Origin of the sequence: Mesorhizobium sp. AA23 (assembly GCF_001672435.1) — a bacterium.
Classification (GTDB): domain Bacteria; phylum Pseudomonadota; class Alphaproteobacteria; order Rhizobiales; family Rhizobiaceae; genus Mesorhizobium.
The window spans coordinates 39,077-63,305 of record NZ_LYTP01000011.1 but is presented as its reverse complement, the minus strand read 5'-3'; the positions used below and the strand labels follow the sequence as shown (position 1 = coordinate 63,305).

The following is a 24,229-nucleotide window of genomic DNA, read 5'->3' as shown; positions in this document are numbered from 1 at the left end:
CAATATCAAGTGCCCCTGGCGTTAGGGCTCCCATACCGCCAGTGCAAGGCTCGACCTGCAGAGGTGCATTCAAATCTATGGCACAATGTGGCTGCTTGAAGGGTCAGATCGCGACCTGAGTGCCGATCTCGACCACGCGCCCGGTGGGGATCTGGAAATACTCCGTCGCATCGGCCGCCGTCTTCGCAAGGCCGATGAACAGCCTGTCCTGCCAGATCGGCATGCCGGAATTGGGCGAGGCCTTCAGCGAGCGCCGCGACAGGAAGAAGGACGTCGTCATGATGTCGAACTTCCATCCCTGCTTGCGGCAGATCGCCAGCGCGCGCGGAATGTTCGGCTGCTCCATGTAGCCGAAGGTCAGCGTGACCCGCATGAACAGCTCGTTGACCGTCTCCATCTTCACCCGCTCGCTGTCCGGCACCACCGGCTGCGGCGCGGTCACCACCGAAAGAATGACGTTCTTTTCGTGCAGCACCTTGTAGTGCTTAAGGCTGTGCATGAGCGCGGTCGGCGCGCTCAGCGGATCGCTGGTCAAGAACACGGCGGTGCCGGACACCAGCTGCGGCTTCTTCTTGAGGAGGTTCATCGCCAGAAAGTCGAGCGGGATTTCGTTGCGGCGCGTCTTGTCGAATAGGTAGCGGGTGCCGCGAATCCAAGTCCACATGATCAGCCCCATGATCAAAGCGACAGTGATCGACACCCAACCGCCTTCGACCATCTTGACGACATTGGCCGAGAAGAAGCCGAGGTCGATGACGCCGAAGAGCAGCGCCAGCGCCAATGCGAGCGCCAGCTGCCATTTCCAGAGCCAGCGCATGACGACAAACAAGAGGATCGTCGTCATCAGCATCTCACCGGTCACCGAAATGCCATAGGCGGAGGCGAGCGCGCTCGAGCTGCCAAAGCCGACGACCAGAAGCATCACGCCGAGCGCGACCAGCAGATTGACCCTCGGCATATAGATCTGGCCGCTTTGCATCTCGGATGTGTGCTGCACCTCGATGCGCGGCAGAAGATTGAGCTGCACCGCCTGTCTGGTCAGCGAGAAGGCGCCGGAGATCACCGCCTGGCTGGCGATGACCGTCGCCGCCGTTGCCAGGGCGACCATCGGCATCAGCCCCCATTCGGGAAGCATCTGGAAGAACGGGTTGGTCGGCTTGCCGCCGTGCGAGAGCACGAAGGCGCCCTGCCCGAAATAGTTGAGGAGCAGGCAAGGGAAAACGATGGAAAACCAGGCCAGCACGATTGGCTTGCGGCCGAAATGGCCAAGGTCGACATAGAGCGCCTCGGCGCCGGTGACCGCGAGGAAAACCGCGCCGACGGTGACGAAGGCGCCCGTCGGCGTGGTGGCCAGGAAATAGACCGCATAGTAGGGGTTTATAGCCAACAGGACGGACCAGTCGTCGACGATGTGATAGAGGCCGGCAACGCCGATGGCCACGAACCATGTCGCCGTGATGGGTCCAAACACTGCCGCCACCTTGCCCGTGCCAAAACGCTGCACGGCGAAAAGCACCGCCAGAATCACCAGCGTGATCGGAACGACATAGGCATCGAGCGCCGGCGTGATGACTTCCAGGCCTTCAACCGCCGAAAGCACGGATATCGCCGGCGTGATGATCGAATCGCCGAAGAAGAGGGCCGCGCCGCAGAGGCCGATCACCAGGATCAGGCTGGAGCCCTGCGGATAGGCGCTCCGTGCCAGCGCCATCAGCGACAGCGTGCCGCCCTCGCCCTTATTGTCGGCCCTCAGCACGAAGGCGACATATTTGATCGTGACGATGATGGTGAGCGCCCAGACGATCAGCGACAGCACGCCGAGCACATCGTTGCGGGCCACCACTCCCCCTGAAGCATGGAGAGCCTCTCGAAAGGCGTAGATCGGACTGGTGCCGATATCGCCGTAGACGACGCCGAGCGCGCCGAGCATCAGAACCTTGGTGCTGTGCTGCCGCTCGGCCTCGGCATGGCCCAAAGGTTCGAGGGATTCTGTTTCGCTGGCGTTGGCTAGCACCATGAACCCCACTTCATCAGATTCGCCACGCTCCGAGGCTGCCGCAAAGCGCGGAACACGCCGGAGCTACGCAAGGCATCCTCGCCCTACCATCCGCAGGCCTTCAAGAACCGCCCAACCGTGCCGGCCATGCCATACTCCAGCGCATCCGCTGTCAACCCATGTCCGATCGATACTTCGGCCAATGCGGGGATGCGTTTGATCAATGCCGGCAGATTGTTCACGGTCAAATCGTGGCCGGCATTGACCTGGAGTCCCGCCGCGAGTGCCGCGTCCGCGGTTTTTCCCAGTCTTTCCAATTCCTTGGCCGCCTTGGCGGAATCGGAATGGTAACCGCCATAGGGCCCGGTATAGAGCTCGATCCGATCGGCGCCGGTATCGCGCGCGGCATTCACGCCGGCCGCATCGGCGTCGGAAAACAGCGACACGCGAAACCCGCCCTTTTTCAGCCGCTTGACGATCGGTGTCAGGAACGCGGCCTGCGCGACGAAGTTCCAGCCGTGGTCCGACGTCGCCTGCGCCGGATCGTCGGGCACCAGTGTCACCTGCTCCGGCTGGTTATTCTCGACAAGCGCCAGGAAATCCTCTGTCGGGTAGCCCTCGATGTTGAATTCCGTCTTGGGGAACTCATCGTCGATCAGCGCCCTGATCTCCGGCAGGTCGGAATGTCTCGTATGCCGCTCATCGGGACGTGGATGGACGGTCAACCCATGCGCGCCGGCGGCAAGAGCGATGCGCCCCAGCCCCGTGACGCTCGGCCACGGCAGATCGCGTCGGTTGCGCAGCATGGCGACAGCGTTGAGGTTGACCGAAAGCTTTGCAGGCATGAATTGGCATCCAGCTTGGTTTTGGCGGGCATCTATAGCGCCTTTGCAGGGAACAGATAGTGGGTTTCCGGTGTTCCAGAGACTAGCTGATGGCCAACACAAGGATTTGCCAGTGAATTTCCTCGAGGCCGTGCCGGCGATACGCCGCATTGAAACCAACCGTGACGCGCTGTTTGCCATCGACGTCGTCGGCGATGTTTCGCCGGCGGATGCGGAAAACCTGTTCGGTCTGCTGGAAGCTGCCTATGCCCTGCACCCGAGGATCGACGTGCTGGTGCGGCTGACTGACGAGGAGAGCGTCGACTGGGCCAACATCTCGCAAGAGACGCTGCAGCAAGGTGTGGCCGACGCGCTGGAGCACGTCGTCCGTTGCGCAGCTATCGGCGAACCGCGCTGGGCATCGCTTGTCGGCGACTTCTTTCCGAAGGTTCTGCCGTTCGAATTCCGGCATTTCCCCAGTCAGGACGAAGCCGCGGCCTGGCAATGGCTCGATGCGAGGCCCGCGGAATAAGCGGACTGGAGCATTTCCAGGAAAGGTGAGAACGGCTTTCAGTTCGGAATTGCTCCAAAACAAGGATCTGAGGGGTTTGCCGTTTTCTGACCGGTGAACCGCTCTATCGAACGATCGTCAGCCGCTCGGCCGCACGCGTGATGGCCGTATAGAGCCAGCGTTGCCGGGTCTCCTTGAAGGCCCAGCTCTCGTCGAACAGCACGACGTCATTCCACTGCGAGCCCTGCGCCTTGTGCGCGGTCAGCGCATAGCCGTAGTCGAAATCGTCGAATCGCTTCTTCTGCTGCCATGGAATCTCGGCATCCGGATCCTCGAACGCTGCCTTCAGCAGCTTGATCTTGGCAACGCCGCGGTCGGGATCGTCCTCCTCCGGCGAGACCAGCAGGTTGATGCCAGGCTTCACCGTCTCGCGCGACGAGGTCATCACTTTCCACAGCGATCCGTTGAGCAGCCCCTTGGCCGGATCGTTGCGCAGGCAGACCAGCTTGTCGCCGGCCTGCGGATAATCGGCGGAAAAGCCCTTCAGCTCGCGCAGGCGCTGGTTGTAGCGCCGCCGCGTGCGGTTGGTGCCGACCAGTACCTGATCGGCTTTCATCACCAGATCCTGCGTGACCCCTTCCCTGCCGATCACCTGCGCCGTGCCGTAGTCGCCATGCATGAACTCGCGGCCTTCGCGCACGTCGAGCGCCAGCCGGATGATCGGGTTGTCGCGCGCCTGGCGATGGATCTCGGTGAGCAGCACATCCGGCTCGTGCTCGGTGAAGAAGCCGCCGCCCGAGATCGGCGGCAACTGCGCCGGATCACCGAGCACTAGGATCGGCGTGCCGAAGCTCTGCAGGTCGCGGCCGAGTTGCTCGTCGACCATCGAACATTCGTCGATGACGACGAGCTTGGCGCGCGCGATCGGACTTTGCCGGTTGAGTGAAAAGGTCGGCGACATCGACGTCTTGCCGGTCACCTGGTCCTCGACCGATTCCTCGCCCTTCGGCCTGTAGATCAGCGAATGGATGGTGCGGGCCTTGGTCGCTCCCTTGGAGCGCAGCACCTGGGCAGCCTTGCCGGTGAAGGCCGCGAATTGCACCTGCCCGTCGACGTGCTCGGCGAAATAGCGCGCAAGCGTCGTCTTGCCGGTGCCGGCATAGCCGAACAGGCGGAAGATCTGCGGCCGCCCGTCCTTCAGCCAGCGGCCGACCGCCTTCAAAGCCTCGTCCTGTTGGGGAGAGAATTCCATCAGTTCGACAGACCGGATTCGCGAGCGAAACACAAGGTTGGCGTGCCATCACCGGCGTCGTCGGCGACGGTCTCATTCATTATCAGCTCGGCACGCTATCAGGCGCAAACAAGAACGTAAAGGGAACGAAGTTTGAGTCCGGGCTACCGGTGGGCTCCGGGATCATTCTCCAGCAGGATCGGCTTGCCGTGCGGCGTGGCGTGGGCGGCACGCTCCCAGGCGGCCGCGAGCGCATCGATCTCGTGCTTGCCGGCGACGCCCTTGGTCGCCAGCAATTTTTCCAGCGCCGACAGCCAGTGCTCGTAATAGTCGTGGCCGTCCCTCGCGGCGTCCGGCTTCTTCACTTCGGCGGACAGGGCGTCCGCCCATTCGTTCCACGAAAACAAGCCGCTGTCGTGCAGCGCGACCGTGATGGCGAAAGCCTCCGCCTGCCACGGTTCGGCGAACACCGGATCGTCGAAGCCGCCCGGCAGTTCGGTCTCATGCGGGCTCAAGGTAGCTCTCCCAGGCATCGATCGAGACCTCAAGCGTCGGGTCGGCGCCCTCGCCCCAGATCTCGGCGCCGTCGAAAACCACGGTATAGACCCATTGCGGGTTCTCGCCCTTGCCATGCGCGTTGCTGTCCGGGAACACGAAGCCATCGCGAACGGCCTCGATCCTTCCGTTCTTGCCGCGCGCGTAGCGCGGCAGGCGCGTATGGCCGGTCGGACTGAAATTCTTCGTCCGCACGCGGTCGCCCGCCTGGAAGCGCGCCGGCGCAGCCACGGGACGGTCGCAAGGCCCACCTTTGGCGAGCACGGCAGGCACATCGGCAGCCTTCAGCACGCGTTCGGGTGTCGACGCCGGATCGACAGCCTTGCCGGCGGCAAGGTCGCGTTCCGTCACGAAGCCATGGCGCTTCAGGAGTACCTCAAGCGCCTGGATCCAGATCTGGTAATAGCTCGACGAATAATAATCGGCGGGATGCAGCGACTCTCGCGCATGCCGGCTCTCGTCGATGTTCCAGGCACCCATGGCGCCGGCAGTGAGCGTGACGCCAAGCGCCCGCCGCTCCCAGGCAGCATGGAAGTAAGGCTCGTCCGTCTCGGGCGCGACCGGCCCGAACCCCATCTGCCCACCGAGATCTTGCGGCCCGTTCATGCCGGCTCCTTCGCCAGCGCAGTGCCGATCATCGAATCGCGGCTGACCAGGCCGGCGAGTTGCTCCTCGCTCCAGCCCTCGGTGCCTTTCGGCCGCATCGGCACCACCAGATAGCGAAGCTCGGCCGTCGAATCCCAGACGCGGATTTTCCTGCCCGCGGGCAAGGTTAGCCCGAATTCTTCCAGCACGCCGCGCGGATCGATAACAGCCCGCGAACGATAGGGCGGCGCCTTGTACCAGACCGGCGGCAGGCCGAGCACGGACCACGGATAGCAGGAGCAGAGCGTGCAGACGACGAGGTTGTGCGTCTCGTGCGTGTTGAACACCGCCTGCATGTGCTCGCCCTGGCGCCCGGTATAGCCGAGCGAGGCAATTGCCGCCGTCGCGTCGCGCTTCAGCCATTCGGCATAGGCCGGATCGTTCCAGGCCTTCGCCACCACCCTGGCGCCGTTGCGTGGGCCGATTTTCGTCTCGTAGGTATCGACGATGACGTCGATGGCCGCCGGATCGATCAGGCCCTTCTCGGTAAGGATCGTTTCCAATGCGCGCACGCGCGCCGCAAACGGATCGAGCTCGTTGTCGTGGTCGTGATCATGGGACATGGCGCAAGGTTACGATCGTGCGCACGCCCCCGCAAGCTCGGCAACTTGGGCCAGAGCCGGGCCGCCTATTCGGCGGCCAACTTTCTCGGTTCGGCATTTTCTCCGGGGTCAAAGAGCGAGGGCTGCTCGACCGGCTCGACCGCATGCAACGCCGGCCGGCTCTTCTTCGAGGAGAAGCTGAGTAGCCAGCCGGAGAAATGCTCGAAATAGACATAGATGACCGGCGTGACGAACAGGGTCAGCGCCTGGGATGCGAGCAGGCCGCCGACCACGGCAACGCCGAGCGGCTGGCGCAGCTCGGCGCTGGCGCCGGTGCCGAGCGCGATCGGGAACGTGCCCATCAAGGCCGCCAGCGTCGTCATCATGATCGGCCGGAAACGCATCAGGCAGGCCTTGTGGATGGAGTCCAGCGCAGACATGCCCTCGCGCCTCAACTCCAGCGCCACGTCGATCATCATGATGCCGTTTTTCTTGACGATGCCGATCAGCATCAGGATGCCGATCACGGCTATGACCGACAGGTCCATGCCGAAGAGCCGCAATGCAACCACCGCGCCCAGTACCGCCGATGGCAGGCCCGTCAGAATGGTCAGCGGATGAATGAAGCTCTCGTAGAGCATGCCGAGCACGATGTAGATCGTGAGGATCGCGCCCCCGATCAGCAGCCCTTGGTTGGCAAGCGAATCCTGGAACGTCTTGGCCGTGCCGGCGAAGGTGGTGCCGATCGCCTGCGGCATGCCGATCTGGTCCTTGAGCTGGTTGATGCGGGTCACCGTGTCCCCGAGCGAGACACCCTGCGGCAGGTTGTAGGAGATCGTCACCGCCGGCAACTGGCCAAGCTGGTTGACCGTCAAGGCGCCGGCCGTACGATCGACCCGGGCGAAGGCACCGAGAGGAACGAGGCTGCCGCTCGCCGTTCTCACCTGAATGGCCAGCATGCGCTCCGGCGACCACTCGATCTTCGGATCGAGCTCGGTGATGACTTCGTAACTGTCGGCCGAGCCGAAAATGGTTGAGACCTGATCGGTGCCGAAGCCGCCATAGAGGGCGGAGCGCAGCGTGTCCGTGTCGATACCGAGCTGAGCGGCCTTGTCGCGATCGACGACCAGCGACGCCTGCAGCGCGTTGTTCTGCAAATCACTTGTGACGTCGGTGAAGAATTTATGATCGGCGGCCATGGCGTCGTTCAATTTCTGCGCCCAGGCGTCCGTCGCGCCGTTATCGAGGCCTTGGACGACCAGCTGATAGGCGCTGGCCGAGGACCGCGAGCCGAGCCTGAGGTTCTGCACCGGTTGCATATAGGTTTCGATGCCGGCGACGCCGGACAGCTGCCGCCTCAAATCGGAAAGCACCTTCTCTATGTCGGGACGCTTGTCCTTGTCCTTCAGTTGCACGAACAACTGTCCCTGATTGAGCGCATTGTTGCCGCTGCCCACCGACCAGGCGACGTGATCGACGTAAGGCGAATGCGAGAAGACGTCGGCGACCTGGCTCTGCAGCTTCGTCATCGCGTCGAAGGAGATGTCCTGGCGGGCGATGGTGGTTACCGAGATCTGGCCTATGTCTTCTTGCGGGAAGAAGCCCTTCGGCGAAACCTGGATCAGCCAGACGGAGGCCGCCGCGGTGCCGACGAAGACCAGGAACACCAGGAAGGTGTGGCGCAGGCAGAAGCTCAGGATCCAGTCATAGCCACGCGTGATGAGATCATGTCTGTGACCGTCGGCATGCGCCTCGCGATCGGCCTTGGTCACCGACAAAAGCCGCGAGCACAGCATCGGGGTCAGGGTCAGCGACACGAACATCGACGCCAGGATGGCGACCGTTACCACGACGGCGAATTCGTTGAAGATACGGCCGATGACGCCGCCCATCAGAAGCACGGGGATGAACACCGCCACCAGCGAAATCGAAATCGATATGATGGTGAAGCCGATCTCGCGCGCGCCCTTGAGCGCGGCGTCGAAAGCCGACAGCCCGTCCTCCTCCATGTGGCGGAAGATGTTTTCGAGCATGACGATCGCGTCGTCGACGACGAGGCCGACGGCCAGCGTCAGACCCATCAGAGATATGTTGTCGATCGAGAAGCCGAACAGGAACATCGCGCCGAGTGTGGCGATCAGCGAAATCGGCACGGCCACCGCCGGGATGATCGTTGCCGTGACGCGGCGCAGGAACACGAAGATCACCATCACCACCAACGCGATGGTCAGGAGCAGCGTGAACTGCACGTCGTCGACGGCCTGGCGGATCGAGGTGGATCGGTCGTTGAGCAGTTTGATGCTCGCGGCAGCCGGCATCTGGTCCTGGAAGGACGGCAGCATCGCCTTGACCTTGTCGACGACGTCGACCGTATTGGCGTCGGGCTGGCGCTGCACGGCCATGATAATGGCGCGCGTGCCGTCATACCAACTCGCCGTCGTCGTGGTTTCGACCGAGTCGATGACGCGCGTGACCTCGCCCAGCCGCACCGGATGGCCGTTCTTGGTGGCGATGATAATGTTTGAAAAATCGGCGGCGTTCATCAGCTGGGTGTTGGCCGTGATCGTCAGCTGCTGCTTGTCGTTCTGCAGCACGCCGAGCGGGGTGTTGCTGTTGGCCGAGGCCACGGCCGTCTGCAACTGGTCGATCGAGATGCCGCGCGCGGCGAGCGCGGTCGGATCGATCTGGATGCGCACCGCATATTTTTGCTGTCCGTAGATCGAAACCTGCGCAACGCCATCGATGGTCGATAGCGAGGGCGAGATGACGTTTTCGGCGAAGGCGTCGAGGTCGGTGAGTGGAACGGTGTCGCTGACCAGCGACATCAGAAGAATCGGCGCATCGGCCGGATTGACCTTGCGATAGCTTGGCGGCGCCGTCATTTGCGGCGGCAGCGATTTTTGCGTGCGCGCAATGGCTGCCTGAACGTCCGCGGCAGCCGCGTCGATGTCGCGGTTGAGCACGAACTGGATGGCGATCGAGGTCTGGCCCAGCGAGTTGGTGGTCGAAATCGAATCGATGCCGGCAATGGTTGCGAACTGCTTGATCAGCGGCGTCGCGACCGAGGTCGCCATGGTCTCCGGCGAAGCGCCGGCCAGTTGGGCCGAGACATTCACCACCGGGAACTCCGCGCTGGGCAGCGCGGCAACCGGCAGGAACTTGTAAGCGAACAGTCCGCCCAGCACGAGGGCGAACGACATCAGCAGCGTGGCGACGGGCTTTCGTATGCAGAATTCGGAAATCATGGGCGGGCCTCGCCGGCCTTGTCGGCTTGTGCGACCTTAGGCGAATTTTGATCGCCACTGTTGCTCGCTGTCTTGCCTTCGTGCACCGTCGCGCCGTCCTTTAGCCTTGTCTGGCCTTCGACCACCACTTTCTCGCCGCCCTTGAGGCCTTGGCTGATGGCGCTGTTATCGCCCTCCGTCAGCGCCACCTGCACCGGCCGCATCTCGACCGTGTTGTCCGGCTTGACCACATAGACGAAGGGACCTTTCTGGCTCGGCTGCACCGCGACCGTCGGCACCGAGGTCATTTGCGGCATCGTGCCGGCATCAAGGATGACGTTCACATACTGCCCCGGCCAAAGCGAAAGATCGGAGTTCGGTATGCTCGCCCGCGTGGCGATGGTGCCGGAGGCGGTGTCGACGCTGGAATCGACGAAATCGAGCGTGCCCTTGCCGATCGGCGTCGGATCGCCGTCCTTGGTCAGCGTCACGTCGCCTTGCTGTGGGCTCGCCAACGCCTTGTGCAATAAAGCAAGGTTGCTTTCCGGCAGAGTGAAATTCACCTGCAGCGGGTCCATCTGTGTGATGGTCACAAGCGGCGTCGTGGTGCTTGAGCCGTTGCTGGTGGTGACGAGATCCCCGACCGAGACGTTGACCGCCCCCAGCCTGCCTGAGATGGGCGCGCTGATGGTCGCGTAGCTTAACTGGACCGTATCGGCGTCGATCGTCGCCTTGTCGGCATCGATGGTGGCGGCCGCGGCCTTCTGCGCCGCCAGTGCCTGGTCGTAAGTCTGCTGCGTGCCAGCCTGCTTGGCGACAAGGTCCTTGGCGCGCTGAAGATCCGCCGTGGCGCTCACCAGCAGGGCCTGGTCCTTGACGAGCGTCGCCTGATCCTTGGCAAGCTGCGCCTTCAGTGCGCGGTCATCGAGCGAGAAGAGAAGGTCGCCGGCCCTGACCATTTGCCCGTCCTTCACCGCGATCGACACGATCTGGCTGGAGACACGGGCATTCACGCTGACCACCGACGGTGAGGAGACGAAGCCGATGGCGTAGCGACGGATCGGAAAATCGGCGGTCGTCGCAGTTGCCGAAACGATCGAGGCGGAACGCGCGCCGCCAGCGCCGCCCTTCTGGCTGCCCGATGCCTTGGTCGTGTCGGCGCCGGCTGTGTCGGCCTGCTGGCCGGAGATCAGCTGCTGCACCCTGCCCATCGTGGCGGGCGACAGATAAAGGCCGACACCTGCAAGGCAGGCCAGAGCGACGACTGTAAAGGCGATTTTTCCGCGCAACGACAACTAGCCCTCTATCCGACACGCCGAAACCGGTGGTCTATTCTCAGCTCATTTCACGGCCGTTGCCGCGAATTTCGCCGAATAGATAGGACAAGGCTTTGGCGGAAAAGGGCCAAAACGCGGGATTACGAAGATTTAATATGCACTGCACAATTGTTGTGCAGCCGGCTAACGTGCCGTGGCGATCCCTTAACGCAGCATCGGCCAGAGCGTCGCTGCGAGCAGCAGACCCATTCCTATGTTGAACCATTTCAGCCGCATGGGATCCCAAAGGAAGCCGCGCAGCGCGGTGCCGAACCGGGCCCACACCGAAACGCTGGGCAGGTTGACGATGGTGAAGGCGATTGAAATCAGCGCCACCGAGACGAACGGATGATCCGGATTGGTGTAGACGGCCATGGCAGTGATCGCCATCACCCACGCCTTCGGGTTGACCCATTGGAACGCGGCGGCATCGATGAAGCGCATCGGACGCGCCTTCGCCCCGTCCTTGCCACCCTTCGAGCGCGACATGCCGATCTTCCAGGCAAGGTAGAGCAAATAGGCGGCGCCGGCGATTTTCAGCGCCATATGCAGCACCGGAAACGCTGTCAGCACCGCGCCGAGTCCGAAGCCGACGGCCAGCAGCAGAACCAGAAAACCGATGCTGATGCCGAGCATATGCGGAACCGTTCTGAGGATGTCGAAATTGACGCCGGAGGCCAGCAGCATGAGATTGTTCGGCCCCGGCGTGATCGACGTCACGAAGGCATAGACCAGGAGTGCAAGGAACGCGTTGACGGACATCATATCCTCCCGCGGATAGGTCAGCTATATTGTCCTTATCGGCAGCGGCAAAAGCCACGGACGGTCGACCGCCGGGCCAGCGAGAAGAAGTTGAAGCAGCCGGAGCGGTGGTGGCGCGCCTACATGCCCTGCGGGCCGCGGTTCATGGCTGCGACACCGGTGCGGCAGATCTCGACCAGGCCGAGCGGCTTCATGATGGCAATGAACTGGTCGAGCTTGGAACCCTTGCCGGTGATCTCGAAGATGAAATGCTCGGTGTTGGCGTCGATGACCGACGCGCGGAAGGCATCGGCCAGCCGCAGCGCCTCGACGCGGGCGACGCCGGTGCCAGCGACCTTGACGAGGGCAAGCTCGCGCTCCAGCGGCCGCTCCTGGCCGAGCTCGTGCGAGCGCACGGTGAGATCGACCACGCGGTGCACCGGCACGATCCGCTCGAGCTGGTGTTTGATTTGCTCCAGCACATGCGGCGTGCCGCGCGTCACGATGGTGATGCGCGACAAATGCTTCTCGTGCTCGGTCTCGGACACCGTGAGGCTTTCGATGTTATAGCCGCGCCCCGAGAACAAGCCGATGACGCGGGCAAGCACGCCCGGTTCGTTGTCGACCAGCACGGAAAGCGTGTGCGTTTCCGGCTTTTCGGTTTCCTTGGCGATGAAGTAGGCGGAGCCGGTCGGCTGGAGCTGTGCGTTCATGACGTGAATCTCGATTTCAAACTTTGGCGCTAATTCTATGTTTCCACACGGCTTTCCGCCGCAGACGCTGCCTGCCGCTACACCAGTTCCCTGCCCTTTGCGTCGATGGCGTTGGCCACCGCCTCGTCGGTCGCCTCGTCAGGCAGGAGCATTTCGTTATGCGCCTTGCCGGACGGGATCATCGGGAAGCAGTTGGCGAGAGTCGCCACGCGGCAGTCGAACAGCACCGGCTTCTTCACCGAGATCATCTCGCGGATCGCGTCGTCCAGCTCGTCCGGCTTGTCGCAGCGTATGCCATGGCCGCCATAGGCGTCCGCCAGCTTGACGAAATCCGGCATCGCCTCGGTGTAGGAATGCGACAGCCGGTTGCCGTGCAGCAGCTGCTGCCACTGGCGCACCATGCCCATATACTGGTTGTTCAGGATGAAGATCTTGATCGGCGCTTCGTACTGCACGGCCGAGCTCATCTCCTGCATCGTCATCTGCACCGAAGCGTCGCCGGCGATGTCGATGACCAGCGCATTCGGATGTGCGATCTGCACGCCGAGCGCCGCCGGCAGGCCATATCCCATCGTGCCCAGGCCGCCCGAGGTCATCCAGCGGTTAGGCTTGTCGAAGTGATAGTGCTGCGCCGCCCACATCTGGTGCTGGCCGACTTCGGTGGTGATGTAGGTGTCCATATCCTTGGTCAGCGCATAGAGCCGCTGGATCGCGTATTGCGGCATGATCACGTCGTTGTTCATCCTATAGGCGAGCGAGTCCCGCGCGCGCCATTTCGCGATCTGCTCCCACCATGGATAGAGCGCCTTCTTGTCGGCCTTGGCAGTCGCCCGCCACAGCCGCACCAGATCCTCCAGCACGCGGCCGACATCGCCCAGGATCGGCACGTCGGCATGGACATTCTTGTTGATCGAGGACGGATCGATGTCGATATGGATCTTCTTCGAGTTCGGCGAGAACGCGGTCAGCCGGCCGGTGATGCGGTCGTCGAAGCGCGCGCCGATGCAGATCATCACGTCGCAATCATGCATGGCCATGTTGGCTTCGTAGGTGCCATGCATGCCGAGCATGCCGATCCAGTTCTTGCCCGAAGCCGGATAGGCACCGAGGCCCATCAGCGTCGAGGTGATCGGGAAGCCGGTGAGGTCGACCAGCTCGCGCAGCAGATGGCTGGCTTCCGGACCTGAATTGATGACGCCGCCGCCGCTGTAGATGATCGGCCTCTTCGCGCCGGCCATCAATTCGACGGCGGCCTTCACCTTCTCCAAATCGCCCTGGACCTTCGGCTGATAGCTGGTGCGCGGCGCCGTTTGCGGCGGCACGTAGATGCCCTTGGCGAACTGCACATCCTTCGGAATGTCGACCACGACCGGGCCCGGCCGCCCGGTGGTCGCGACATGGAAGGCTTCATGGATGGTGGCGGCGAGCTCGTTGACGTCTTTCACCAGCCAATTGTGCTTGGTGCAGGGGCGCGTGATGCCGACGGTGTCGCATTCCTGGAAGGCGTCGGAGCCGATCAGCGAAGTCGGCACCTGACCGGTGAGACAGACCAGCGGAATGGAATCCATCAGCGCGTCCTGCAGCGGCGTCACCGCATTGGTGGCCCCGGGGCCGGACGTGACCAGCAGCACGCCGGCCTTGCCGGTCGAACGCGCATAACCTTCGGCGGCATGGCCGGCACCCTGCTCGTGCCTGACCAGAATGTGCTCGACCTCATCCTGCTGGAAGATCTCGTCATAGATCGGAAGGACCGCGCCGCCCGGATAGCCGAAGACATGCTTGACGCCGTTGTCCTTCAGCGCCTGCACCACCATTTCGGCGCCCGTCATTTCGCGCCGCTCGTTATGTCCGTTGCTCATCGGTCTGGTCCCGTACTGTTCGCCATCTGGCGATTTGCTGGTCGTTTAGTTGGGTTTTGGGCAATAAAAAAGGCCCCCGAGGGAGCCTGTGGGATGCGCATGGGAGGTTTTCGCCCGGCGGTTACACCGCCTTGCCCACGCGCCAGCCTACGAGAATGAGTGCTGTTTTCATGGGCGCGGACAATAAGGTCGGTTCCGCGCCGCTGTCAACGGGCAATCTGTCGGTCCCATTGTTCAGCGGCGCGGATTGTTCAGGCCGCCAGCACCACAGCCCTTGCCTGGTTGCCGCCAACGCATTTTGCCGGGTATGTCGAGACGCATGATGTTGCCGAGAAACGGCGCACTATTGTAGGCAAGTGTGCCGGGTGGGGCGGCGCCGGTGATCACGTCGCGCTTTGGGCCGCGAACTTTTTCACCACCCGCTCCAGCAGCGGCACGTAGTCGCGAAAGGCGCGCGTTTTCATGTTGGCGACCTTGCCACCCTCGTCCCAGATGCGCACACGTACGGCTTCCTGATGGAATGGATTGCTGCGGAACTCCGCCACCTCCTCCGCGCTCATCGGCCCGCCCTGCAGCGACAGCGTATGGACCGAGGCCGGCGACAGCTTGCCGAAATAGCTCGGATCGGTGGCGCAGAGATAACGCTTGGCCGCAACATGCAGCCTGACGCATTCGACGATGACCGGCGGAAAGAACGGCGCCAGCACCTCGCCACCCGCCTCGTCGTGGTGCTTGTCCTCGACGTCGTCGGGCGAATAGGTGCCGAACTCGCTGGTGTAGTGGCCGATGTCGTGCAGCAGCGCCGCAGCCACAAGCTCCTCCGGCGCGCCATCCTGCTCGGCTAGCCACGCGCCCTGCAGCATATGCTCGGACATGGTGACCGGCTCGCCGAGATAGGATTCCGCGCCGCGACGCTCGAAAATTTCGGCGATGAACTCGACGATGTTGCCGGTGTTCAGTTCATTCGATTTCATTCGGCCGCCTCTCTGACATCGTGTTCGATTGCCGCCAGCGTCGACAGCAGGCCGTCCTTGTCGGCGTAGCAGCCCTGCAGCCAGCGCTTGCCGCTGCCGGAAAAGGCCTTGCGCGCATGCATGACGCGCGTGTTGTCAACGATGAACGACTGGCCCGCCTCGAGTTTGAAGGTCACCTCGAAGGCCGGATCCTCGATCAGTTCGGCGAACCGGCGATAGGCGGCGTAATATGCGTTCATTTCGGCGAACGGCACGTCGATGGTCGGCGCCAGCGAGCGGTTGTTGAAGCGCACGCAGATGAGCTCGCCATCCGGTCCGAGCTCGATCATCGGGCGCTTGGACTGCAGCCGCACGCCCGATGAGCCGGCATATTCGAAGCGCGCCGGATAGGAGGAAAGCAACCGGAAGCCGTTCGAACTCTCCGCCTGCAGCGCGGCCGCCACCGCGAATCCGTCGACGACGCTGGATTCGCCGCCTTCCACCGTATTCTCGATGCAGGCCAGGATCTGCAGCGTCGGCACCGGGTCGCGGTAGGGATTGTCGGTATGCGCCTGCAGGCCAAGGTTGGTGTAGGCAAGATTGTTCGGATTGACCTCGGCGCGCACCTCGAACCAGCGCCCGTAATTGGTCTCCCTGATATATCCGAAGAGATCGGCCACATTGCATAATGCCCCGGATTCGGCCGGCAGACCGTCCATGACGGCAAAGCCAAAGCTCCGTACCGCCGTCAGCCATTGCCGCAGAACATTCCTGTCGTGCCGCGCCTCACTATAGGCCGCGCGCGGCACCGAACTCTGCATCGTCGCCTTGGTCCACCGCCGAATGTCGCTGCCGGTCCAGCCGGGCTGCCGATTTTCTTCGCGGTCGTAAGTATGGGCGCGAAGCCAGCTTGCGGGAAAGCTGACGGTCTTGTCTTCAGGCACGAACGTGACCACCAGCGCCTCGCCCTTGATCGAGGCCTCTCCGATCCGTGTCTCGCCCGGAATGTCCAAAATGGTGACCAGCCGCTGGCCGTTACCGGCGCTGCGGGTCCTGTCGTCCAGTGCGTTGTCGCGCAGCCACATGGCATGGAATCGGCTGCGTGTCCCATCGTCCCAGCCAAGCGCGATCGTTCGCCCTTCGTCGCCAAGGTTTGCTCTCGTCAGCACGTTTCTGAAACTCCCGTCTTCGGGCCGGCGCCGCGGTACCGATTGCATGCTGTCTTTGCCAAAGGCATAATTCAAATTATTGTTTTTCAGCCAATGCCGCCAAAAACCTAATGACTGGAAAAGCTGCCGATCCCATGCCTCCGCTCGACTGGCTACGCAGTTTCGAAGCGGCTGCGCGCCTGTCGAATTTCACCGCCGCGGCCGCCGAGCTCGGGCTCACGCAAGCCGCCGTCAGCCAGCACATCCGCTTTCTGGAAGAGCGTCTCAAGACGCGACTGTTCGCGCGGCTGGCACGCGGCGTGGCGTTGTCGCCGGAGGGCGCCGCCTATCTTCCCCATATCCAGTCGGCATTCGCGATCATCGGCAGCAGCACGCGCGAGTTTGTTCGAGCCACGCGTTTTGCAAACCGTCACCATTCGCGTTCCGATTTCTTTCGCGCTGCTGGTGCTGGTCCCGGCTCTTCCCGATCTCGCAAAGGCGCTGCCGTGGATCAGGCTCGATCTGGTGACCATCCATCGACCGACGGACTACGACGAGGCAGGCTCGACGCTCGACATCCGCTTCGGCAACGGTTCATTTTCCGGGCGCGTCGCCGACCGGCTGACGGTCGAGCGGCTCGTTCCGGTCGCTGCGCCGATCTTGGCCGGAAATGCCGAATGGACATCGCTGCCGCTGCTGTTGGTGGCGGGCGCGCGCGAGATGTGGGCGGAGTGGTTCGCAGCCTCCGGCCTTGCCGGCCACTCCCAACGCTCGCATCGCTTCGACAGTTTTGTCGCCGCGATCGGAGGCGGCGAAGTCCGGCGCCGGAGCGCTGCTGGGCTCGCGGCCGCTCATCGAGGCCGCGCTAAAGGACAATCTCCTTGTCAGGCTTTCCGATTTCGAGCTCTCGAGCCCATCGGGTCACTTCCTGACATGGCCATCGTCATCGCGGCTGTCCGGCGCCGAACAGGATTTTCGCCGCTGGCTTTTGTCGCGTCTCGCCAGCATTTCAGCATAGCGCCCGGGCTGGCTCCCCTATCCGCTTCCAATAGATGAGCGTGCCGGTGAGCCCACCATGGGGTTTTAGCGCATAGTCCGGAATCTCGCCGGTCAGCGAGAAGTCGAGTTTTTCGTAAAGGCCGCCGGCCCCCTCTTCGCTTGCTGTGTCCAACACCAGCAGGGTGCGCCCTTTCTTGACCGCCAGTTCCTCGGCGGCCCGCATCAGGCCGGTGGCAATACCTTTGCCGCGATAGTCGAGGCGGGTCATCAGCTTGGCAATCTCGGCGCGGTGCGGTTGGTTGGGCGGGCAGTCGAGAAGCAGTGAGACGGTGCCGGCAAGCGTCTTGCCATCCCATGCGCCCAGCACCGCCCGTTCCCCGCGCGCCGCGGCAGCGAGCGATTTGCGCCAGAACTCATGGGCCGCATCGGGAGACAAGGGATGCATGAAGCTTACCGATCCGCCGGCAGCGACTGTCTCGATCAGCAGGTCGGCGAGCATCCCGCTGGTTTTTGCGTCGTCGTTCAACGCCCTGATTTCAAGGGGATTCATGTCGGGGGTCTCCAGGTGATAAGGTGTCGGGCCGCGGTCATGCGAAATGACTGCTCCGACTTCGGCGGCGCGCCCTTCGGATTTCCGCGATCCGCTCGGCATCGTCCTCGCTGAGGTGCCGCCCGCGCTCCAGGATCTCGAGCGTGTATTCCTCATAGCTGAGCCCAAGCCGCTCGGCCTTTTCCAGCCGCATCAGCATGACGGCATGGCTCGGCGCCTTCCAGGCTTTGTCGTGGGCGGTGCGCCAGGCAAGAAAGATGTAGGGGTCGCCCTTGCCCCAGGGCGGACCTTCGTAGTCGTCGAGAGGCGGCCTGCCATTGTGGGACCGTTCAGGCCGGCGTGCCATGCGATCAGCCCCGGACCAGCGCCACCAGATACTCGGCGGCTTCCGGTCCCGGAGCGTGGAAGGTGCAGTCCGACGGGGCTCCGAGCGCCAGGCAGTCGCCCGGCTCCAGCCTGTGCACGACATTGCCTTCGGTGAAGTCCAGGCGGCCGCCGATCAGCCAGATCTGCTGCTTGATGAAGGCATAGGACGCTGCCGGGAAATCGACCTTGGCGCCTGCCGGCAGGCTGACCCGGATCAGCTCGAGCGGCATTTGCGTTGCAGGCGACAGATGGCGTCGCACATAGCCGGTCGCCGGATCCTGCCAGACCGGCTGCTCGTCCTTGCGGGACACGCTGCCGCCCTGCATTTCGGCGCGGGCAATCAGCGTCGAGAGCGTCATGCCGAAAGCCGACGCGATGCGCACGAGGAGCGCCGCGGTCGGACTTGTCATGCCGCGCTCCATGGCGCTCAGCATCGCCTTGGAAACGTCGGAACGCTCGGCCAACTCGGCCAGCGACCATCCCCGCAAATCACGCTCGGAGCGTATCCGCCTGCCGATCGTGGACGTGATGTCGTTCGATATATCAGTCATTCATCCAATATATCGAAATTCCGAGATGAAGGAAGAGGCTGGTCGATCGCATTTTCGCGAGTGGTTTAACGGGACCTACACCATCCGACCTCACGCGGCTTTAACCCCGATTGGGATAGCTTTGACCCCGAGGGGAATGGGACAGGTAACCGATGTTTGTTGAACGCGAAGCCTCCATTGGGGAGCCGACCTCGCAGGAGCGCCGCGACGCCCAGCAGAGCGACAAGCGCATCCTGGGCAACGTCGTGCAATGCGACGGTGCGCGCGCTACCATCAGCGCCTATGCCGAAGATGCCGAAGGCACGGTGACCGGCCTGTGGACCGTCGGCAAGATGATTTCCATCAACCTTGGCGCGACGCGAACCGTTGGCCTTGTCTATGCGATCGGCAAGTCTGACCGCGCCTGGAGCAATGAGGGCCAGAACGCAATCGAGGTCAGCATCGAGCTGATCGGCGAGGTGCGCGACGGCACCGAGCCCGGCGCCAAACCGGTCTTCGACCGCGGCATCACCACCTATCCGCATATCGGCGCGGTTGCCCACCGTATCCGCAGCCGCGACCTGCAGGCCGTCTACGATCTCGCCAGCCGCCATTCGATCACCATCGGCACACTGTCCCAGGACGAGGCGATCGCCGCCAACATCGCTGTCGACGACACGCTGGCGCGCCATTTCGCCATTGTCGGCACGACCGGCGTCGGCAAATCCACGGCTGTCTCGCTGCTGTTGCGCAAATCGATCGAGGCGCGGCCCGATCTGCGCGTGCTGATCCTCGACCCGCACAACGAGTTTGCCGCCTCGCTTCCGGAATACTGCGTGAAGGTTGATTCCAAGACGCTCGACCTGCCGTTCTGGATGTTCAGACTGGAAGAATTCGCCGAAGTTCTGTTTCGCGGTCGCGAGACCGTTCCGGAGGAAGTCGACGTCCTGCGCGACCTCATCCCGGCCGCCAAGAACCTCTATCGCAACCCGAGCTCCGGCTCGTATATCAGGCGCGGCAGCGATGCGCTGACGGCGGACACGCCGGTGCCTTACCGCATCGCCGATCTGCTCAAGCAGATCGACGAGCGCATGGGTCTGCTCGAAAGCAAGAACGATCGGCCGACCCTGAAGTCGCTGAGGACGCGCATCGAATCGGCCGCTTCCGACCCGCGCTACCGTTTCATGTTCAATTCGCGGCTGATCGAGGACACCATCCACGAGACGATCGGCAATATCTTCCGCGTGCCGAACCATGGACGTCCGGTGACCTGCTTCGAGATGGCGGGCATGCCGTCCGAAGTCGTCAATTCGGTCTGCTCGGTGCTGGCGCGCCTCGCCTTCGACCTTGCGCTCTGGAGCGAGGGCCGGCTGCGGCTGCTCCTGCTTTGCGAGGAAGCGCACCGCTACATGCCTGCCGATCCGCGCCTCGGCTTCGCGCCGACCAGGCACGCTTTGTCGCGCATCGCCAAGGAAGGCCGCAAATATGGCTGCTATCTCGGCGTTGTGACCCAGCGTCCAGGCGAGCTCGATCCGACCATCCTGTCGCAATGCTCGACCTTCTTCGCCATGCGGCTCGCCAACGAGCAGGACCAGGCCATCATCCGCTCGGCGATCGCCGATTCCTCGGCCTCGACGTTGGCGTTCCTGTCCTCCATGGGCCAGCGCGAAGCCATTGCCTTCGGCGAAGGCGTGGCGACGACCATGCGGCTCAAATTCGAGAAACTGTCCCAGGAATTCATTCCCGGCACAGCGAAGCGGGAGCAGGCCTTGCCCGCGGATTCCGGCGACGATGTCGATCTCGCCGGAATTGTCGAGCGTCTGCGCAACGTGCCGAAACCGCAGCAGTCGATAGCGTTCGCCGAAGCCGTCGATACCGGGCGCCAGGCTGGCGACCCCGACTACCGCAAGCCATCGGCGCCGCGCGTGCAACCGGACGACGATTTCGACATGCGTTACGGCCTGAGGCCCTCGACCTTCGGCATGCGCCAGCAGAACGACTAATCGTTCTGCATCTTCGCGCCGACTGAGTCCCGGGCTGAGTCGACTGAAGTCGCTTTCGAGAACCGGAGCGGACATATAGTCCGTGAGCACGCGCATGACCCCGAAAATCGAGAACGCTTTTCGGAAAGGATCATAGGAGACGCGCGGCGCGGTAGAAGCGCAGAACACGGCTCCAGGCGGCGAGCGTCAAGAATTTGATCATGGAATTTCAGGCGCAGACGCGGTTGCGGCCCTGCTTCTTCGCCTCGTAGAGCTGCCGGTCGGCGCGGCGATAGAAGTCCTCGGCACTCTCCTTGCGGTCCCAGACGGCGAGGCCGACGCTGGTGGTGACCTTCAGCCGCACATTGCCCGACATGATCGACAGGTTGGCGATCGCCTTGCGGATGCGCTCGGCGAACCGCGCGAGCAGTTCCGCATCCATGTTGGGCGTGACCACGGCGAACTCCTCGCCGCCCAGCCTCGCCACCACATCGTGATAGCGGGTCATGCCCCGTACGCACTGCGCGACGGACCGCAGAACCTCGTCGCCGACATCGTGGCCATGCGTGTCGTTGACCTGCTTGAAATGATCGAGATCGAGGATCATCAGGCCCACCGGCTTGTCGATGCGGCCGAACTCGTCGAGATATTCCCGCAACGCGTCATCGAAGTAGCGGCGGTTCTGCATTCCGGTCAGGCCGTCGGTGAGCGCTGCGTGCTCGAGCGTTTGCGAACGGGCGCTCAGCGACACCGTCATGGCGCGCAACTTGCCCTCTTCCCTCACCTGGCCGCGGATCAGCGGGTAGATGAAGAAGGTTCCAAAGAACAAGGCAGCAGCCAGCAGCGCACCGGTCACGAACAGCAATTTGTTGAGATAGGCGATTCTGTCGAGACGCGATGCGGTGTCGAGAGCGGTCGCGATATCCTGCAATTGGCCATAGGCGTGAAAGGTCACCAGGCCGGCGGCCAGGATCACGAAGATAAAGACGAAAAACGCCGATTCCGCCTTGTGAAAACGCATAACGCCCCGCGGTACTGCGACCGTCGCCGTTATGGCATGCCAGGCCTTACGGACGGTTAACCCGGACAACCGTGACGGGAAGCTGCGCTCACAATTCCAAGCCCTGATCAAATCGCATTCTATCAGTCCGCGATTGACCATTTCTCGCCCGGGCGTAACCTTTGCCACTCCGGCCCCAGTTGGTGTTTGAACCAGGTCGTCTGCCGCTTGGCATATTGGCGCGTCGCGATCTTGGCTCGCTCAATCGCTTGGGGAAAGCCCATGTGTCCGGCCATCGCGGCCTGCAGCTCGCGCACGCCGATCGCCTTCATCGCCGGCAGGTTCGGATCGAGGTCGAGTGCCATCAACTGCCTGACCTCGTCGAGCGCGCCCTTGTCGAGCATTTGATCGAAACGCGCCCGGATACGCGCCACCAGTTCGCCGCGATCCGGCTCGATCACCAGGAAGCGTGCGCTGTCGCGGTCGATGAGCGGCTGGCCGCGTGCCGCTTGCCATTCAAGGATCGACCGTCCCGACGCGTCGAGCACCTCCAGTGCCCGCACAATGCGCTGGCCATCGGTCGGCCGGAGCTGCATGGCGACAGCCGAATCCTGATGCATCAGTACACGGTGCAGCCGTTCTGCCCCTTGTTCCTTGAGTTCGTAGCGCCAGCGCTCACGCACCGAAGGCGGAATGTCGGGCATGTCCGAGATGCCTTCGGCTAAAGCTCGGAAATAGAGCCCGGTGCCGCCGACGAAGACAGCCGGCCGGCCGGAGAAAATACCTTCCGCGATCAGCCCGGTGACGTCGCGCAGCCAGGCGCCGGTCGAGTAGGCTGTCGAAGGATGCACGTGACCGTACAGATAATGCGGCACGCGCGCCGTTTCGGCCGCGCTCGGACGCGCCGTCAGCACGTCCAGAACCGAATAGCCCTGCATGGAATCGGTGTTGACGATCACGCCGCCCTTGCGCTCGGCGATGTCCAGCGCCAGCGCCGACTTGCCGCTGGCGGTCGGCCCCGCTATCAGGATGGCGTTTTTCACGCGGCCTTTGCCCGCCTGCCTGCCGGAATTTTCGATGCCTCTGATCGCCACGCTTGTGTCCAATCCCAAAGACCGCCGAGTGTCGGTCCCGCTTGCGAATATCGCCTCGCGAGCGGCAGGCGCAAGCGCCGTTCATTGGCTGGCCGAGGATGTCGCCTGCGATCTGGTTTTGCCGGAGACTCCCGACATCGGCGAATTGACGGCCAATCTGCGCGCGGCATTGGCCTCCGAGCCGGTCGACATCATCGTCCAGCCGGCTGAAGGCAGGAGGAAGAGGATCCTGCTTGCCGATATGGATTCGACCATGATCAATCAGGAATGCATCGACGAGCTTGCTGACGAGATCGGCGTCAAAGACCGTGTCGCTGCGATCACCGCGCGATCGATGAATGGCGAGATCGCATTCGAGCCGGCCTTGCGCGAACGCGTCGCCTTGCTGAAGGGCCTCGACACGGCGGTGGTCGAGCGCATCCTCGCCAACCGGCTGACGCTGGCCGCCGGCGGCCGCGCGCTGGTGCAGACCATGCGTGCCAACGGCGCCTGGACGGCGCTGGTCTCAGGCGGCTTCGACGTCTTCACCAACCGCATCGCCGCAATGCTGGGCTTCCAGGAAAACCGCGCCAACCGGCTGATCGAGGACGGCGGCAGATTCACCGGCACGGTGGCCGCGCCTATTCTCGGCCGCGCCGCCAAGGCCGAGGCGCTGCTCGACATCGCGGCAAGGCTGGGCGTGACGACGCAGGATGCCGTTGCCGTGGGCGACGGCGCCAATGACCTCGACATGATCCGCCTGGCCGGCACTGGCGTCGCTCTTCACGCCAAGCCGGCGGTGGCTGAGCAGGCAAGGATCCGCATCGACCACGGCGATCTGACGGCGCTGCTCTACCTCCAGGGCTATCGCCAGGACGAGTTCGTGCAATGAAGCCGATCCGCACCGAGCGCCTCATCTTGCGCAATTGGGAACAGCGCGACCGCGCGCTCTTCCATCGCATCAACTCGGACGAGCGCGTGATGGAATTTTTTCCGTTCCGCCGCGACCGGGCCGCGGCGGACGCAAAGATGGACGAGCTCCGCGCCTGGATCGATGAGGATGGCTACGGTTTCGCCGCCGCCGAGATTGCCGCCACCGGCGAGTGCATCGGCTTCGTCGGCCTCCTCCAAACCGATCATGTGCCTTCCCTGCCGGCCGGCACGATCGAGATCGGCTGGCGGCTGGCACCGGAATACTGGCGCAAGGGCTATGTCACCGAGGCATCCGAAGCCTGGCTCTCCTTCGGTTTCGAAACGCTGGAGCTGGACGAAATCGTCTCCTTTGCCGTCGTGGAAAACCATCGTTCGATCGCCGTCATGAAGCGGCTCGGCATGCGCGCCGACCCGGGCGCCGATTTCGACCATCCCGCCGTGCCGGACAGCCACCCTCATCTTAAGCGGCATGCGCTGTACCGGCTGTCGCGCGACGACTGGCAGGCGCGAAAAAGGGCGGCCCGCTAGCCGCCCATTC

The 24,229-nt window shown here is 63.3% G+C and carries 22 protein-coding genes and 1 pseudogene; 5 read left to right on the top strand and 18 right to left on the bottom strand.

Translation table 11 applies throughout. The features are described from left to right. Nucleotides 1–103: 103 nt before the first annotated feature. Complete coding sequence (locus A9K66_RS10455) at nucleotides 104–1,930, bottom strand: potassium transporter Kup (RefSeq protein ID WP_348626434.1); 1,827 nt, start codon at nucleotides 1,928–1,930, stop codon at nucleotides 104–106. A 170-nt stretch (nucleotides 1,931–2,100) separates the two neighbouring features. After that, complete coding sequence (locus A9K66_RS10450; protein ID WP_067323265.1) at nucleotides 2,101–2,841, bottom strand: pyridoxine 5'-phosphate synthase; 741 nt, start codon at nucleotides 2,839–2,841, stop codon at nucleotides 2,101–2,103. Between the two features lie 112 nt (nucleotides 2,842–2,953). On the opposite strand from A9K66_RS10450, the gene A9K66_RS10445 reads away from it, so the two are divergent. Then, nucleotides 2,954–3,352 carry an STAS/SEC14 domain-containing protein gene (locus A9K66_RS10445; RefSeq protein ID WP_067323262.1) on the top strand — a complete coding sequence of 133 codons (399 nt, stop codon included), beginning with the start codon at nucleotides 2,954–2,956 and terminating at the stop codon, nucleotides 3,350–3,352. A gap of 103 nt (nucleotides 3,353–3,455) precedes the next feature. On the opposite strand, the gene A9K66_RS10440 is transcribed toward A9K66_RS10445, so the two are convergent. From A9K66_RS10440 to A9K66_RS10390, 11 genes are all read right to left on the bottom strand, one after another. Beyond that, nucleotides 3,456–4,583, bottom strand: coding sequence for an ATP-dependent RecD-like DNA helicase (locus A9K66_RS10440; protein ID WP_067323259.1), 1,128 nt, complete (start codon nucleotides 4,581–4,583; stop codon nucleotides 3,456–3,458). A gap of 143 nt (nucleotides 4,584–4,726) precedes the next feature. After that, on the bottom strand, nucleotides 4,727–5,095 hold the full coding sequence (locus A9K66_RS10435) for a nitrile hydratase accessory protein (protein WP_067323256.1): 369 nt from the start codon (nucleotides 5,093–5,095) through the stop codon (nucleotides 4,727–4,729). Beyond that, nucleotides 5,064–5,723: a nitrile hydratase subunit beta gene (nthB, locus tag A9K66_RS10430; RefSeq protein ID WP_067323253.1), complete on the bottom strand. Its 660-nt coding sequence runs from the start codon at nucleotides 5,721–5,723 to the stop codon at nucleotides 5,064–5,066. The genes A9K66_RS10435 and nthB overlap by 32 nt, the downstream gene beginning before the upstream one ends. Beyond that, complete coding sequence (gene nthA, locus A9K66_RS10425; protein ID WP_067323251.1) at nucleotides 5,720–6,325, bottom strand: nitrile hydratase subunit alpha; 606 nt, start codon at nucleotides 6,323–6,325, stop codon at nucleotides 5,720–5,722. The genes nthB and nthA overlap by 4 nt, the downstream gene beginning before the upstream one ends. Nucleotides 6,326–6,390: 65 nt before the next feature. Next, a complete protein-coding gene (locus A9K66_RS10420; protein WP_067323247.1) occupies nucleotides 6,391–9,549 on the bottom strand; it encodes an efflux RND transporter permease subunit in 3,159 nt (1,052 codons plus the stop codon). Next, nucleotides 9,546–10,817 carry an efflux RND transporter periplasmic adaptor subunit gene (locus A9K66_RS10415; RefSeq protein ID WP_067323243.1) on the bottom strand — a complete coding sequence of 424 codons (1,272 nt, stop codon included), beginning with the start codon at nucleotides 10,815–10,817 and terminating at the stop codon, nucleotides 9,546–9,548. The genes A9K66_RS10420 and A9K66_RS10415 overlap by 4 nt, the downstream gene beginning before the upstream one ends. A gap of 192 nt (nucleotides 10,818–11,009) precedes the next feature. Next, nucleotides 11,010–11,606, bottom strand: coding sequence for a LysE family translocator (locus A9K66_RS10410; protein WP_067323361.1), 597 nt, complete (start codon nucleotides 11,604–11,606; stop codon nucleotides 11,010–11,012). A 119-nt stretch (nucleotides 11,607–11,725) separates the two neighbouring features. Next, nucleotides 11,726–12,298 (bottom strand): acetolactate synthase small subunit, encoded by a 573-nt coding sequence (ilvN, locus tag A9K66_RS10405; RefSeq protein ID WP_067323239.1) that lies wholly within the window; start codon nucleotides 12,296–12,298, stop codon nucleotides 11,726–11,728. A 77-nt stretch (nucleotides 12,299–12,375) separates the two neighbouring features. After that, the gene (locus A9K66_RS10400; protein ID WP_082953814.1) at nucleotides 12,376–14,157 is read right to left on the bottom strand and encodes an acetolactate synthase 3 large subunit; all 1,782 of its coding nucleotides are present in this window, start codon (nucleotides 14,155–14,157) and stop codon (nucleotides 12,376–12,378) included. A 383-nt stretch (nucleotides 14,158–14,540) separates the two neighbouring features. Continuing rightward, a complete protein-coding gene (locus A9K66_RS10395; protein WP_067323236.1) occupies nucleotides 14,541–15,131 on the bottom strand; it encodes an HD domain-containing protein in 591 nt (196 codons plus the stop codon). Next, nucleotides 15,128–16,279: a gamma-butyrobetaine dioxygenase gene (locus A9K66_RS10390; RefSeq protein WP_067323356.1), complete on the bottom strand. Its 1,152-nt coding sequence runs from the start codon at nucleotides 16,277–16,279 to the stop codon at nucleotides 15,128–15,130. The genes A9K66_RS10395 and A9K66_RS10390 overlap by 4 nt, the downstream gene beginning before the upstream one ends. 134 nt (nucleotides 16,280–16,413) lie before the next feature. On the opposite strand from A9K66_RS10390, the pseudogene A9K66_RS10385 reads away from it, so the two are divergent. Continuing rightward, a pseudogene (locus A9K66_RS10385) lies at nucleotides 16,414–17,276 on the top strand (LysR family transcriptional regulator). Here the strand turns inward: A9K66_RS10385 and A9K66_RS10380 are convergent. The 3 genes from A9K66_RS10380 to A9K66_RS10370 are packed head-to-tail and all read right to left on the bottom strand — an operon-like array spanning nucleotide 17,268 to nucleotide 18,724. Next, nucleotides 17,268–17,807, bottom strand: a complete 540-nt coding sequence (locus tag A9K66_RS10380; protein WP_067323233.1) for a GNAT family N-acetyltransferase — start codon at nucleotides 17,805–17,807, stop codon at nucleotides 17,268–17,270. The pseudogene A9K66_RS10385 and the gene A9K66_RS10380 overlap by 9 nt on opposite strands. Before the next feature lie 37 nt (nucleotides 17,808–17,844). Further along, complete coding sequence (locus tag A9K66_RS10375) at nucleotides 17,845–18,153, bottom strand: hypothetical protein (RefSeq protein ID WP_067323230.1); 309 nt, start codon at nucleotides 18,151–18,153, stop codon at nucleotides 17,845–17,847. Between the two features lie 4 nt (nucleotides 18,154–18,157). After that, the gene (locus A9K66_RS10370; protein ID WP_067323226.1) at nucleotides 18,158–18,724 is read right to left on the bottom strand and encodes an XRE family transcriptional regulator; all 567 of its coding nucleotides are present in this window, start codon (nucleotides 18,722–18,724) and stop codon (nucleotides 18,158–18,160) included. A gap of 152 nt (nucleotides 18,725–18,876) precedes the next feature. Here A9K66_RS10370 and A9K66_RS10365 point away from each other — a divergent pair, with 152 nt between their 5' ends. Continuing rightward, nucleotides 18,877–20,706, top strand: a complete 1,830-nt coding sequence (locus A9K66_RS10365; protein WP_067323223.1) for an ATP-binding protein — start codon at nucleotides 18,877–18,879, stop codon at nucleotides 20,704–20,706. A gap of 208 nt (nucleotides 20,707–20,914) precedes the next feature. Here the strand turns inward: A9K66_RS10365 and A9K66_RS10360 are convergent, their stop codons facing one another. After that, complete coding sequence (locus tag A9K66_RS10360; protein WP_066990920.1) at nucleotides 20,915–21,706, bottom strand: GGDEF domain-containing protein; 792 nt, start codon at nucleotides 21,704–21,706, stop codon at nucleotides 20,915–20,917. Between the two features lie 122 nt (nucleotides 21,707–21,828). Then, the gene (gene miaA / locus A9K66_RS10355; RefSeq protein ID WP_067323353.1) at nucleotides 21,829–22,773 is read right to left on the bottom strand and encodes a tRNA (adenosine(37)-N6)-dimethylallyltransferase MiaA; all 945 of its coding nucleotides are present in this window, start codon (nucleotides 22,771–22,773) and stop codon (nucleotides 21,829–21,831) included. Here miaA and serB point away from each other — a divergent pair. Together serB and A9K66_RS10345 are read left to right on the top strand one after the other, a co-directional pair. Further along, nucleotides 22,763–23,650 (top strand): phosphoserine phosphatase SerB, encoded by an 888-nt coding sequence (gene serB / locus A9K66_RS10350; RefSeq protein ID WP_082953817.1) that lies wholly within the window; start codon nucleotides 22,763–22,765, stop codon nucleotides 23,648–23,650. The genes miaA and serB overlap by 11 nt on opposite strands. Further along, nucleotides 23,647–24,219, top strand: a complete 573-nt coding sequence (locus A9K66_RS10345) for a GNAT family N-acetyltransferase (protein ID WP_067323220.1) — start codon at nucleotides 23,647–23,649, stop codon at nucleotides 24,217–24,219. The genes serB and A9K66_RS10345 overlap by 4 nt, the downstream gene beginning before the upstream one ends. Nucleotides 24,220–24,229 lie beyond the last annotated feature (10 nt).